General features: G+C 71.5%; 12 protein-coding genes. 7 read left to right on the top strand and 5 right to left on the bottom strand.

From position 1 onward, the window contains the following. Positions 1-7 precede the first annotated feature (7 nt). Entirely contained in the window at positions 8-385 is a 378-nt protein-coding gene (locus tag H0I76_RS14355) for a nuclear transport factor 2 family protein (protein ID WP_200611092.1), read from the bottom strand. Positions 386-510: 125 nt separating this feature from the next. On the opposite strand from H0I76_RS14355, the gene H0I76_RS14350 reads away from it, so the two are divergent. Beyond that, positions 511-1,137 carry a hypothetical protein gene (locus tag H0I76_RS14350; RefSeq protein ID WP_200611089.1) on the top strand — a complete coding sequence of 209 codons (627 nt, stop codon included), beginning with the start codon at positions 511-513 and terminating at the stop codon, positions 1,135-1,137. 7 nt (positions 1,138-1,144) lie between these two features. Here the strand turns inward: H0I76_RS14350 and H0I76_RS14345 are convergent, their stop codons facing one another. From H0I76_RS14345 to H0I76_RS14330, 4 genes are all read right to left on the bottom strand, one after another. Beyond that, a complete protein-coding gene (locus H0I76_RS14345) occupies positions 1,145-1,741 on the bottom strand; it encodes a LysE family translocator (protein ID WP_200611086.1) in 597 nt (198 codons plus the stop codon). 19 nt (positions 1,742-1,760) lie between these two features. After that, entirely contained in the window at positions 1,761-2,978 is a 1,218-nt protein-coding gene (locus H0I76_RS14340) for a CCA tRNA nucleotidyltransferase (protein ID WP_200611083.1), read from the bottom strand. After that, complete coding sequence (locus H0I76_RS14335) at positions 2,975-3,601, bottom strand: CoA pyrophosphatase (protein WP_200611080.1); 627 nt, start codon at positions 3,599-3,601, stop codon at positions 2,975-2,977. The genes H0I76_RS14340 and H0I76_RS14335 overlap by 4 nt, the downstream gene beginning before the upstream one ends. A gap of 78 nt (positions 3,602-3,679) precedes the next feature. After that, the gene (locus H0I76_RS14330; RefSeq protein ID WP_200611077.1) at positions 3,680-4,285 is read right to left on the bottom strand and encodes a DUF1285 domain-containing protein; all 606 of its coding nucleotides are present in this window, start codon (positions 4,283-4,285) and stop codon (positions 3,680-3,682) included. 90 nt (positions 4,286-4,375) lie between these two features. On the opposite strand from H0I76_RS14330, the gene H0I76_RS14325 reads away from it, so the two are divergent. From H0I76_RS14325 to rpsO, 6 genes are all read left to right on the top strand, one after another. Next, positions 4,376-5,371, top strand: a complete 996-nt coding sequence (locus H0I76_RS14325) for an AAA family ATPase (protein ID WP_200611060.1) — start codon at positions 4,376-4,378, stop codon at positions 5,369-5,371. Beyond that, complete coding sequence (locus H0I76_RS14320; RefSeq protein WP_200611057.1) at positions 5,371-6,282, top strand: DUF58 domain-containing protein; 912 nt, start codon at positions 5,371-5,373, stop codon at positions 6,280-6,282. Before H0I76_RS14325 ends, H0I76_RS14320 begins: the two co-directional genes overlap by 1 nt. Further along, positions 6,279-9,164 (top strand): DUF4159 domain-containing protein, encoded by a 2,886-nt coding sequence (locus tag H0I76_RS14315; protein ID WP_200611054.1) that lies wholly within the window; start codon positions 6,279-6,281, stop codon positions 9,162-9,164. The genes H0I76_RS14320 and H0I76_RS14315 overlap by 4 nt, the downstream gene beginning before the upstream one ends. A gap of 12 nt (positions 9,165-9,176) precedes the next feature. Next, positions 9,177-11,264: a hypothetical protein gene (locus tag H0I76_RS14310; RefSeq protein WP_200611051.1), complete on the top strand. Its 2,088-nt coding sequence runs from the start codon at positions 9,177-9,179 to the stop codon at positions 11,262-11,264. 101 nt (positions 11,265-11,365) lie between these two features. After that, entirely contained in the window at positions 11,366-12,322 is a 957-nt protein-coding gene (truB, locus tag H0I76_RS14305) for a tRNA pseudouridine(55) synthase TruB (RefSeq protein ID WP_200611048.1), read from the top strand. Positions 12,323-12,602: 280 nt separating this feature from the next. Continuing rightward, positions 12,603-12,872: a 30S ribosomal protein S15 gene (gene rpsO / locus H0I76_RS14300; RefSeq protein WP_200611045.1), complete on the top strand. Its 270-nt coding sequence runs from the start codon at positions 12,603-12,605 to the stop codon at positions 12,870-12,872. Positions 12,873-12,911: the final 39 nt, after the last annotated feature.

Genomic DNA, 12,911 nt, shown 5'->3' with positions numbered 1-12,911 from the left:
CCGCCCCTTACGCCGTGCCGCCGGGGACTGGTGCCGACTGGTGGTTGACCATGCGCCAGGAATCGCCCTCGCGGACGAAGATGTTGGTGGCGATGAGGTGGGTCGGGCCCACCTCCTCGCGGCACAGGATCATCGCGGTCTTGCCGGTCAGAACGGCGTGGGCGCCGGTCGCGTGGATGGGGACGCCCTCGGCGCGCGCGAAGATCACGCGCCAGCTTTCCATGACGGCCTCGCGCCCGAACAGGCTCGGGCCCTGGGGATGGGTGCAGCTGACCCGTCGCGTGCGCGACCACAGTGCGTTCATGGCGCCGAGATCGCTGGCGCGCATCGATCGGTAAAATGCCTCGTTCGCCTCGAGGACGGCTTCGGTTTCGATATCGGACATCGGGTGACCGGTGTTGCAGGACCACGCTCGGGACGCGAGAATGGCGTTACTCTGTGGCGACAAGATGTCTGGGCGGTGCAGCCTTTGCAAGACCGTGTCGCCCGCCCCCGCGATTGGATGGAGCCGTGTCGCAGTACGTTGTCCTGGGCTGGGGGTCGCTGATCTGGGACCTCGAGAATCTGGCGCCGCATGTCGAGGGCCCGTGGCTGATGCGCGCGGGGCCGCGTCTGCCGATGGAGTTCACGCGCGTGAGCCCCAAGCGGAAGATGGGCCTCGTCGTCTGCCTCGATGCGCGACACGGCGTCGGCTGCGCGACCCACGCGGTCGCCTCGCGCCGTGACCGGATCGAGCATGTCGTCACCGACCTCGCCCGCCGTGAGCGCGCCACCGAGGACCATGTCGGCCGGGTCTGCCTGGTGACCGGTACGGCCGCAGGTGCAACGTCGCAGGTGGTCGATGCCGTGGCCGCGTGGTGCCGCGAGACCGGCAGGAAGGGCGCGGTCTGGACCGACCTGCCGTCGAATTTCGACGAGCATCTTGGCGAGCCGTTCTCGATCCCGCGCGCGGTTGCATATCTCCGGGGACTTGCGGGCGAGAGCCTCGACGAGGCGGTGCGGTACATCGAGAACGCGCCGCGGGAGACCGACACGCCCTTGCGGCGTCACCTCGCGGCCGATCCGTGGTGGGGTGGGCATGCCCGCCGCATCGCGGTGCGTGGAGCTTCGCCCGTGGCAGGCGACGCCGCGGGCTGACCGGCGGTCAGGCGTCGAGCACGAGCCACAGCGCCGAGGCGGCGAGCAGGGCTGCCATGGCGATATTGAAGGCGCGCAGGCGCCATCCGTCACCGAGCAGGCGCCCCAGCCCTGCGCCGAACGCGGCCCAGCCTGGGGCAGAGGACAACCCGGAGAGCACGAAGATGCCGGCCGCGACCGCGGCCTCGAGCACCGGGCGCGCGCCCGTCGCGAAGCTGGCCGAGACGCCGATACTCATGACCCAGGCCTTGGGGTTGATCCACTGGAAGGCCGAGGCCTCGGCGAAGCTGAGGGGGCGCGGGCGGCGCCTTGAGCCGGCGGCCCTGGCGGTCGCGATACGCCAGGCCAGCCACAGCATCACGCCGCAGCCGACCCAGCCCAGGGCCGCGCCGAAGGCGGGCGCGCGCTTGAACGCCTCGCCCAGGCCCAATGCGATCAGAAACAGCATGACCGGAAAGCCCAGCGCCACGCCAAGGGCGTGGGGCAGCGTGCGTCGGAAGCCGAAGGTCGCGCCCGATGAGGCGAGCATCATGTTGTTCGGACCCGGCGTCCATGTGGACGCCAGGGCAAAGCCCGCAAGCGCGATGATCGTCTCCCAGCCCATGGAATCGTCCGACTTATAGTCAGCTATGTTGACCTATGTGGAGAGCCTGCGTCAGCAGCGCGGCCTTGTCCAGCGAAAACCCGCTGTCGACCCATGCGGCCTCGGCATGCGCGAGGGCGCGGCCAATGCCGGGACCGGGCTCCATCCCGGCGGCGATCAGGTCGCGTGCGCGGATCGGCAAGGGCGAGGCCGCCGCCTGGTCGATCGCCTGCGCGGCGTCGTGCCAGCTGCGCGGCGGCGCGCCGGCCGCGGCCGCGAGCAGGAGCCGTGCCCAGGCCACGCGGGCGCCACGGCGGAATGCCGTCGCGGCGATGGGGCCGGTATCCTGCATGGCGCTGCGGATGGCCTCGAGCGTCGTGGCGTCCGCGTTCGACAGGCGAAGCGCCTCGGCCTCGCCGGTTGCTCCTAGCGCCGCAAGGCGCACGAGCCAGTCGGGCTCGTGCCTGGCCTCGGCCTCGGCATGGACGAGGGGCGCGAGCAGCGCGGTGTCGGCACCCGCGAGGCAGCGCCAGAGGACGCCCGCCGCCTGCATCGCCGCCATGGCGGGGGCGGGATCGCGGGCGGCGAGCAGCTTGCGCAGCTCGGCGCCGATGCGCTCGCGCGCGAGGCGGCCGATGCCCTCGGCCAGTTCGGCGCAGGCGGCCAGCCCATCGGGCTCGATGCCGTCGCCGCCATACCATGCGGTGAACCGGAAGAAGCGCAGGATGCGCAGGTAATCCTCGCGGATCCGGTCATGCGGGTCGCCGATGAACCGGATGCGGCGCGCGTCTAGGTCCGCAAGCCCGCCGAGCGGGTCGATGACCCGTCCCGCGCCATCGGCATAGAGCGCGTTGATGGTCAGGTCGCGCCGCTCGGCATCCGTGCTCATGTCGGTCGAGAAGGCGACCGTGGCATGGCGGCCATGGGTCTCGACATCGGCGCGGAAGGTGGTGATCTCGAACCCCCTGTGGCCGGAAACGGCGGTGATGGTGCCGTGCTCGAGCCCGGTCGGGACGGCGCTGAGCCCGGCCTCGGCCAGGCGGGCGCTGACCTCGTCGGGGGTGAGCGGCGTGGCGAGGTCGATATCGCCCGGCTGCTCGCCCAGCAGCGCGTTGCGCACGCAGCCGCCGACGAAGAACGCTTCGCCGCGAAGGGCGGAAAGCACGGCGGCGAGCTCGGGATCGTCGAGCCATTTGCCGCTGACGAACCGGTCCGTGCGCCAGTCGGGATCGATGCTGCCTGCGAGGTCGACGATCATGCCGCACCCTGCTCGGCGAGCACGGCGAGCCGGTCGGCCAGGCCCTTGAGCATGCCCGCGGTGGCGCCCCAGATGTAGTAGTCGCCCCAGGGCATCGCGTAGAAATAGCGCCGCGACCCCTGCCATTCCCGGTGATGGCGCAGGCGGTTGGTCGGGTCCATGAGGAAGTCGAGGGGTGCCTCGAAGACTTCCTCCACCTCGTTCGGGTCGGGCAGCGCGCGCCATGCGGGCGCGACGAGGCCCACGAACGGGGTGACCCGAAAGCCCGTCGAGGTCAGGTAGGGGTCAAGCGTGCCCAGCACGTCGATCTGGTCGGGCAGCATGCCGATCTCTTCCTCGGCCTCGCGCAGCGCGGTGGCCAGGGGCGATGGGTCCTTCTGGTCCACCTTGCCGCCCGGAAAGCTGATCTGCCCGGCATGATGCTTGAGATGGGTGGCCCGGCGCGTCAGCACCACGTGAAGGCCGGCCGGGCGTTCGATCAACGGGCAGAGGATGGCCGCAGGGCGCTGCTTGAGTCCCGGAGCGAGGGCCGCGCGCACCTCGGGGTTCAGGTCGAAATCCGAGCGGTTGCCCAGCGGCGGCAGGGCAAGGGCAGCTGTGATATCCGCGAGCGCGATTGGCATGGCAGATAGATGCGCAAAGCCTCGCGCCCGATCAAGCCCTGTCGCGCCGCCCCGCGGGGCAGTGGGCGCCGGCGCCGCTCAGGCCTCCACCTCCATCTCGACCGAGGGAATGATGGGGAAGAACTGCCCGCCCGAGCGCAGGCCGAACCAGCGCGTGCCCTCGATTTCCTCGTGCTCGCCGATCTCGACGAGGCGGTAGAAGCTCTTGCGGTCGATCAGCGCCTCGAGCCCGCGGCGCACATGGACATAGGGCGAGGGCTCGCCCGTCTGCGGGTCGCGGGCGACGCGGATCGGGTTCTCGGGGCCGGCGGCGGTCTCGTCGCCCACGTTCGTCTCGAACACCAGCACCTGTCCGGGGCCGTGGTTCTCGACGCGGAAATCGACGGCCACGAATGGCGCGTCGTCCACGGTGATGCCGATCTTCTCGACTGGTGTGACGAGATAGTGCTTGCCGTCCTCGAGCTTGAGGACCGAGGCGAAGAGCTCCACCAGCTCGATCCGCCCGATCGGCGTGCCGAGATACCACCACTGGCCGTTGCGGGCGATGCGGATGTCGAGATCGCCGCAATAGGGCGGGTTCCACAGGTGCACGGGCGGAGGGCCCTTCTTGCCCCTGGTCGCGGCGCCGACAGCCTTGGCGAGCGCGTCGGCGGCGCCCGGATCGGTCTTGGTGTCGGAAACCATCGCGTGAACCCCCTGTTGCCTTTCACTGATGCCGCATACCTTATGGTAGGGATAGTGAACCAGAAGCCAAACCCCCGGGAGGCCGCGAACATGACCGACCCCGTGCAGGAAATCGAGGAAGCCGGACAGACGCTGGCGCGGGCGAGGGCCGAGATTGCCAAGCGCATCATCGGCCAATCGGACGTTGTCGAGCTTGCGCTCACGGCGATTCTTTCCGGCGGTCACGCGCTTCTGGTGGGCGTTCCCGGCCTCGCCAAGACCCGGCTCGTCTCGACTTTCGGGACGGTTCTGGGGCTCGACGCGAATCGCATCCAGTTCACGCCCGACCTGATGCCGGCGGATATCCTCGGCTCGGAGGTCCTCGAGGAGGGCAAGGACGGCTCGCGTCTCTTCAAGTTCATCGAGGGGCCGATCTTCACCCAGCTGTTGCTGGCCGACGAGATCAACCGCGCAAGCCCCCGGACGCAATCGGCGCTGCTGCAGGCGATGCAGGAGGGCGAGGTGACGGTGGCGGGCCAGCACCGCGCGCTGGCGCGGCCTTTCCATGTACTGGCCACCCAGAACCCGATCGAGCAGGAAGGAACCTATCCGCTGCCCGAGGCGCAGCTCGACCGCTTCCTGCTGCAGATCGACGTCGACTATCCCAGCCGCGACGAGGAGCGCGACATCCTGCTGGCGACCACGGGCATCGCCGATGCCGAGGCCGAGCAGGTGCTCGATGCCGCTGGCCTGATCGCGCTGCAACGGCTGGTGCGGGCGATGCCGGTGGGCGAGCAGGTCGTCGAGGCGATCCTGACGCTGGTGCGCGCCGCCCGCCCCGAGGCCGCCGAGGCCTCCGAGGCCGCGCGCGGCCGCCTGGCCTGGGGCCCCGGTCCTCGGGCCGCGCAGGCGCTGATGCTGGCCGTCAGGGCGCGCGCGCTGATTCAGGGGCGGCTTGCGCCGTCGCTCGCGGATGTCGAGGCGCTTGCCGTGCCGGCGCTCACGCACCGCATGGCGCTGACCTTTGCCGCGCGCGCCGAAGGCGCGACGATCCGCGGCGTGATCGCCGAGATCATGGCCGGGCTGAGGCTCGAGGAGGCCGCCTGATGGCGGAGCCCGCCTCCCGCGCAAGCCGTGACCGGGCGGGCTGGCTTCGCCGTGATGCCGAGCGGGTTTCAGGATCCCTTCCGGCGCTGCTGGTCGAGGCCGAGCGGCTGGTGGCCTCGGTGGCCACCGGCGTTCACGGGCGGCGGCAGGCCGGGCCGGGCGAGACCTTCTGGCAATACCGTGCGGCGCAGCCGGGGGACGCGCTTAGCCAGATCGACTGGCGACGATCGGCGCGTTCGGACCGGCTCTATATTCGCGAGATGGAGTGGGAGGCAGCCGAGACCGTGCTGCTGTGGGTCGACCGGGCGCGCTCGATGCAGTTCCGCTCGGACGCGAGCGCCCGCACCAAGGCCGAACGCGCGGCGTTGCTGGCGCTGTCGGTGGCCGTGCTGCTTTCGCGCGGAGGCGAGCGCTATGGCCTGATCGGCACCGAGGCCGAGCAGCCGCGCACGGGCGAGCGTCAGTTGCAGCGCATGGCGGGGCTTTTGACCGCGCCGGTGGAGCCGGATGCGCCCGACTACGGCGCGCCGGTCGAATTCGCGCTGCCGCGCTCGGGACGGATCATCTTCTTCTCGGACTTCATGGGACCGCGCGAGCAGGTCCTGCCGGCGCTGAGACGCGCCGCGGGCCAGGGTATCGGCGGGGTCTATGTCCAGATCCTCGATCCTGTTGAGGAAGAATTCCCCTTCATCGGCCGAACCCGGTTCGAGAGCGTGGCGCGCGCGGTGCGGCACGAGACGGACCAGGCAGCCGCGCTGAAGGATCGCTATCGCCAGCGCCTTGCCGAGCGGCGTGACGAGCTCGACCGCGTCGCGCGCGCGGCGGGCTGGCAGCTGCTGCTGCACCGCACCGACGAGAGCCCGCGCAGGGCGCTGCTGCGGCTCCACGCCTTCATTGGTGGCGGGCGATGACCACCTTTGGCGCACTCGGCTTCCTGAGCCCCTGGGTGCTGGCCGGGCTTGTGGCGATCCCGCTGCTGTGGTGGCTTCTGCGCGCGATCCCGCCCAGCCCGAAAACCCAGATCTTTCCCGGCGTGCGCCTGCTGCTGGGGCTCGAGGACCCCGAGCGCCAGGCGGCGAAGACGCCGTGGTGGCTGTTGCTTTTGCGCGCGGTGATGATCGCCGCGGTCATCATCGGATTTGCGCAACCCGTGCTGAACCCCTCGGCCCGCTTGGTGGAGGCGGGCGAGGGGCCGGTGCTGATCGTCATCGACCAGGGCTGGGCCAGCGCGCCCGACTGGGACGAGCGCGTGGCCCTGTCGGAGGCCACGCTGGACGAGGCGGCGCAGTCCGGGCGGCAGGTCATGCTTTGGCTCGTCGCCGCGACGCCGGACACGGTGCCGCCGCCGGTCGCAGCCGCGGTGGCACGGCGCCAGCTGGAGGCGGCGCGCCCGCAGCCCGTGCCGGCCGACCACGCGGCGATGCTGGCCGCGCTCGAGGCGGAGCGTCCGGAGGGTCTGGCGCAGGTCCTGTGGCTGCATGACGGGCTCTCCTACGACGACGCGACGGCAACGCTGATCGGGCGGTTGGCCGGTCTTGCGCCGATGCGGATGATCGGACCGCACATGCCGGCGCGCGCCCTGACGCCGCCCGCCCTCGCCGACGGGCGGATGGTGGTCGACGTGCTGCGGGCGGATGCCGCGCCTGCGGAGGCTGCCGTGGTGGCAATGGCCACGACGCCCGAGGGGCCCGAGCGCCGCATCGCCGTGGGGCGGGCGGAATTCGAAACGGACGCGGATTACGCCCGCGCGACCTTCGATCTGCCGCCCGAACTGATCGCGCGGGTGACCCGCGTCGTGCTTGCCGAGCGCGCCTCGGCTGGCGGAGCCGCGCTCGCGGATGCCGCGATCCGGCGCGTGCCCGTGGCGGTGATCGACCCGGCGACCGAGGGCGAGGTCGCCACGCTTACCTCGGCGCGGCGCTACCTGATCGAGGGGCTCGAGCCCTGGGCCGACGTCACCGAAGCGTCCTTGGCCGAGGCGCTGGGCCGTGATCCCGCCGCGATCTTCCTGGCCGACCAGGGTGCCTTCGCGCCCGGCGAGCGCGCGGCCCTTGTCGAATGGGTCGAGGCGGGCGGCCTGCTTGTGCGCTTCGCCGGGCCGCGCCTCGCGGCTGCGATCGGCGAGCCCGTGGCGGGCGCCGCGGCACCCGGGGAGGACCCGCTTCTGCCTGTGACGCTGCGGCGCGGCGGACGGGTGCTCGGGGGCGCGCTGGCGTGGGGTGCGCCGCGAACGCTGGGCCCGCTGGACGCGCGCGGGCCGTTCAGGCGACTGGTCGTGCCGTCCGAGGTCGACGTCCGCACCCAGGTCCTGGCCGAGCCGAGCCCCGATCTGGTGGGCAAGGTCTGGGCGACCCTGGATGACGGGACCCCGCTTGTGACGGCGTCGCAGCTGGGCGAGGGCCGCGTGGTGCTGTTCCACGTATCGGCGGACCCCGAGTGGTCGTCGCTTCCGATCTCGGGCCTTTTCGTCGAGATGCTGGGCCGGCTGGTGGCACTTGCACCCGGCCAGGCGGCCACGGTGCCTTCGGCCGAAGAGCTGCAGGGCACGCAGTGGCGCCTCGAGCGGGTGATCGGACCTGAAGGCGAGCCATTGTCGGCGCCCGGCGGGCTCGACCCGGTTCCGGGCGAGTCGCTGGCCGGTGGACGTGCGGGCCCGGGGCTGCCGCCGGGGCTTTACGCGCGCGCCGATGCCGGGCCGCGCGCGGCGGGCGCCGCCGAGAGCCTGGCGCTCAATCTCCACCTTGGCGGCGACCGCCTCGCGCCGATGCCTTCGGCACCGGCAGGGGTCGTGTCGGAGACGCTAGGGGGCGCCGAGACGCGCGATCTTGCGCCCGCCTTCCTCATGCTCGCGATCGTGCTCGCGGCCCTCGACACGCTTGCCACGCTGTGGCTCTCGGGTCGGTTGCCCGGGTTCGGGCCTTCGACACGCCAGTCCGTGGCTGCGGTGCTGGCGGTGGTCGCGCTGGGGATTTCGCCCGGCCTGCCCGGGTCGGGTCACGCGCGGGCAGAGGGCGTCGCATCGGAAGCCCCGCGGCCCCAGCCGGGCCCGAACGACGTGTCGGTGGCCGCCGAGACGACGCTGGGCTACGTGCTGACGGGGGACGCGCGGCTCGACCAGCTATCCGAGCGCGCGATGGTCGGGCTGGGCGACGAACTGATGCGCCGCACGGCGGTCGAGCCGGGCCCGCCGCGCGGCGTCGACCCCGAGACCGACGAGCTGAGCCTGATCCCGGTGATCTACTTTCCGCTGACCGAGTCTGTGCAGCCGAGCGAGGCCGCGCTCGAGCGCCTCGCGCATTACATCTCCCATGGCGGTATGCTGGTGATCGACACGCAGAACGGCGTCTCGGGTTTCGGCGCGGCTTCGGCGGCCGAGATGCGCCAGATCGCGCGGTCCCTGAACCTGCCGCCGCTGGCGCCGGTGGATGGCGACCATGTCCTAAGCCGGACTTTCTACCTGCTCAACGACTTTCCCGGCCGATGGCGCGGCGGTCGCGTCTGGGCCGAGGCACCGCGCCCGGGCAGCCGGCCGACGGTCGAGGACGGGGACCTGCCGCAGTTCGACCGGGTCGACGACGACGTCTCGCCGGTGATCGTGGGCTCGGCCGACTGGGCGGCGGCCTGGGCGGTGGACGAGAGCGGTCGGCCGCTGGTACCGGTCGGGCGCGCCGGCGATCGACAGCGCGAGATGGCGATGCGCTTCGGCATCAACGTGGTGATGTACGCACTGACCGGAAACTACAAGTCGGACCAGGTCCACGCCCCCGCGGTGCTGGAACGGCTGGGTCAATAGGGGCGGGGGGCCATGCAGACGACCATCGCCTTCGACCCCCTGCTGCCCTGGCCGCTGATTGCGTTGGCCACCGGGCTCGCCGTCTTCTGCGTGGGGGCCGCGATGTGGCGCGGCCTGACCGGATGGTGGCTGCGGGCTCTGGCGCTCGGCGTGCTGCTGGCGGCGCTGTGCGGGCCGCAGCTCAAGCGAGAGGAGCGCGATTCGCTTGGAAACATCGGCTTCCTCGTGGTCGACCGGACTGAAAGCGCCGATCTCGAGGACCGACGGGCCCAGATCGATGCCGCGGTCGAGCACCTGACCGCCGCGGCGGCCGAGCTGGAGGCGGCGGGAACGCCGCTCGATCTGCGCGTCATCGAGGTCGGCCCGGATACGACGGGCAGGAACCGCGGGACGCGGCTCCTCTCGGCGCTCGACGACGCGGCGTCGCGGGTGTCGGCAGATCGCATCGCCGGCGCGGTCCTCGTGACCGACGGGCAGATCCATGACGCAGGCCGGATTACTGGCTTTCCCGCCCCCGTCCACCCGCTGATCGCCGGTGCGCGCGAGGGCTTCGACCTGCGGCTCGAACTGACCAACGGTCCGGCCTTCGGCATCGTCGGCGAGAGCGTGACCTTCCGCATGCGCGCGCTGGCGCTGGGCGAACGGCCCGCGGGGCTGGGCGGGGCCGTCACGGCCCAGGTCTCGATCGACGGCGGGGCTCCGCGCCCGCTGCGCATGATGCTGAGCGGCGAGACCGAGCTCGAGATCCCGATCACGCATGGCGGGCCCACCGTGGTCGACGTTCAGCTGCCGGTGCTGACCGAGGAACTCACCGACCGAAACAACCGGCTGATCGCCACGGTCAACGGCGTGCGCGACCGGCTGCGGGTGCTGCTGGTCTCGGGCGAGCCGCATCCGGGTGGGCGGACATGGCGCGATCTTCTCAAGTCCGATCCCACGGTCGACCTGATCCACTTCACCATCCTGCGGCCTCCGGCCAAGCAGGACGGCACACCGGTCTCGGAGCTGTCGCTGATCGCCTTCCCGACGCGCGAGCTGTTCCTCGAGAAGATCTCGAACTTCGACCTGATCGTGTTCGACCGCTACCGCTGGCGGGGTGTCCTCGCCAGCGCCTACCTGGCGAACATCGCGCGCTATGTGCGCGACGGCGGGGCGGTCCTGGTTGCCTCGGGAGCGGCGTTCTCGGGTCCACAGAGCCTGGCGCGCACGCCACTGGGCGAGATCCTGCCCGGAGACCCGACCATGGAGGTCTTCGAGCGCCCGTTCCTGCCGCGTGTGAGCGCGCTGGGCGAGCGCCATCCGGTGACCGCTGGCCTCGAGGCCACCGCCGGGATCGCCGAGGATGGCGGTCCGCGCTGGGGCCGCTGGCTGAGGCATGTCGATGTCGCGCAGACCAGCGGTGACGCCGTCATGGACGGGATCGACGGCAGGCCGCTGCTGATCCTCGACCGGGTGGGCGAGGGGCGCGTCGCGTTGCTGGCGTCGGACCACGCCTGGCTCTGGAGCCGGGGCTACGAGGGAGGCGGGCCGCAGGCGGATCTGTTGCGCCGCACCGCCCACTGGTTGATGCGCGAGCCCGAACTGGAGGAGGAGGCGCTGTTCGCCCGGACCGAGGGCACGCGCGTCCTGATCGAGCGCCGCACCCTGGCCGAGACGCCGCCCGAGACCGTCGGCGCGGTGACACCGTCGGGCGAGCGGCTCGAGATCACGTTGCGACCGGCAGGGCCGGGGCGCTGGCAGGCGGTGATCGAGGACGCCGAGGAGGGGCTGTGGCGCTTCAGCGACGGCGCGCGCAGGGCCGTCGCGGCGGTCGGCCCTCCCAGCCCGAAGGAGTACGAGATGCCGCTGGCCAGCGAGGAGCTTCTGGCGCCGCTGGCCGAGACGACCGGCGGCGACGCCCGCTGGCTCGCCGACGGCACCCCCGATCTGCGGTTCGTGGACGAGGGGCGCCGCACGCATGGCCGCTCGTGGGTCGGAATGGTCGACCGCGAGGCCTACAGGGTCACGGGGATCCGCCTCACGCCGCTGCTGCCGGTGTGGCTGGCGGCCCTGATGACGGGCCTGCTGTTCCTCGGCGCCTGGCGGCGCGAGGGCCGCTGAGGGCGGCCGCGGGCCGCCGCAGCGTGCGGCTTGGGGTTTCGCCGCGGCGCCGTCCGCGCTAGGAGAGCCGCCCGGCAAGCAACGAGCGAACGGCGGAGAGCATGGCGCGGCGGCGAAAGGGCAACCCGGTCCATGGCTGGCTGGTGATCGACAAGCCGCTGGGCGTGACCTCGGCGGCGGTCGTGAACAAGGCGCGCTGGGCGCTCGATGCCCGCAAGGCGGGCCATGCGGGCACGCTCGACCCGCTTGCGACCGGCGTGCTGGCAGTGGCCTTCGGCGAGGCGACCAAGACGGTCGCGCTGGCTCAGGAAGGGGTGAAGACCTACCGCTTCACCGTGCGGCTCGGACAGGCCACCGCGACGGATGACGCCGAGGGTGCGGTGATCGCCGAGAGCGATGCCCGCCCGACGGATGCCGAGATCCGCGCGGCGCTTGCTGCGTTCGAGGGCGACATCATGCAGACGCCGCCGCGCTTCTCGGCCATCAAGGTCGCCGGCGAGCGTGCCTATGACCTGGCGCGCGAGGGGGAGGAATTCGCGCTCGTGGCGCGCCCGCTCAGGGTCCATCGCATCGTGATGGTGGCGCGGCCCGATGCGGATCATGCCGAGATCGAGATGACCTGCGGCAAGGGCGGCTATGTCCGCTCGGTCGCCCGCGATCTTGGCGAGGCGCTCGGTTGTCACGGGCATGTGTCGGCCCTGAGGCGCATCGCGAGCGGGGCGTTCAGGGTCGAGGACGCAATCCCGTTCGACCAGCTCGATGCGATCCGCGATGGTGCGCCGGCGCCACTCCTCCGGGTCGAGGCGGGGCTTTCCGAGTTTCCCTGCCGCCGCGCCGACGCCGCCGATGCGGCACGTCTTGCCAATGGCCAGGCGATTGCTCTGGGCGGGCTCGACATCGCGGAGAGCGATCTCGCCTGGGTCGAGCATGAGCGCCGGCCCCGCGCCATCGTCGAGCGGCGCGGCCCATTCCTTCAGCCGGTGCGCGTCTTCAACTTCGAGGACGACCGGCCGCAGGCACCGGCCGCTGGTGGGACGCCCGAAGGCCATAAAGCCTGATCGGACAAAGCGCCCGAAGCAGGTGGCTTGCCACCGTTCGCTCTCAATGAGCCAGCGTTCCCTGCGCACACGCGGGCTGGTTCGTGCGAGCAACGTGACGGCCCCCGACCCTAGAGCGGTTCCTCGCGGCGATTTTCTCTGGATTTTCGCGCGAAAGGGCGGCATACAGCGCGCACCGCGCAAAAGGGCGCGGTTGCCCGCCCCCCCAGACCGTGCTGGACGACATCCCGGCTCTGGCCCGAGGGACGCGGGCTTTCGACGTTGAAGAAGGAGTCGGCAGATGTCGATAACGCCCGAGCGCAAGGAAGCGCTCATCAAGGAATATGCGACGAAGGAAAGCGACACCGGTTCGCCCGAGGTGCAGGTCGCGATCCTGACCGAACGCATCTCGAACCTCACCGAGCACTTCAAGACCCACGCCAAGGACAAGCATTCGCGGCGTGGCCTCCTGAAGCTCGTGAGCCAGCGCCGCAAGCTGCTGGACTACGTCAAGGGCAAGGACGAGGCGCGCTATCGCGACCTCATCGGGCGCCTCGGCATCCGCCGCTGAGCCCATGCGACGTTGCGGCGCGGTCCCGACAGGGCCGCG

The organism is Thermohalobaculum xanthum (assembly GCF_016623495.1).
Classification (GTDB): domain Bacteria; phylum Pseudomonadota; class Alphaproteobacteria; order Rhodobacterales; family Rhodobacteraceae; genus Thermohalobaculum; species Thermohalobaculum xanthum.
Note: the sequence above shows the minus strand (reverse complement) of the source record. Positions and strands in the feature narration are given on the sequence as shown.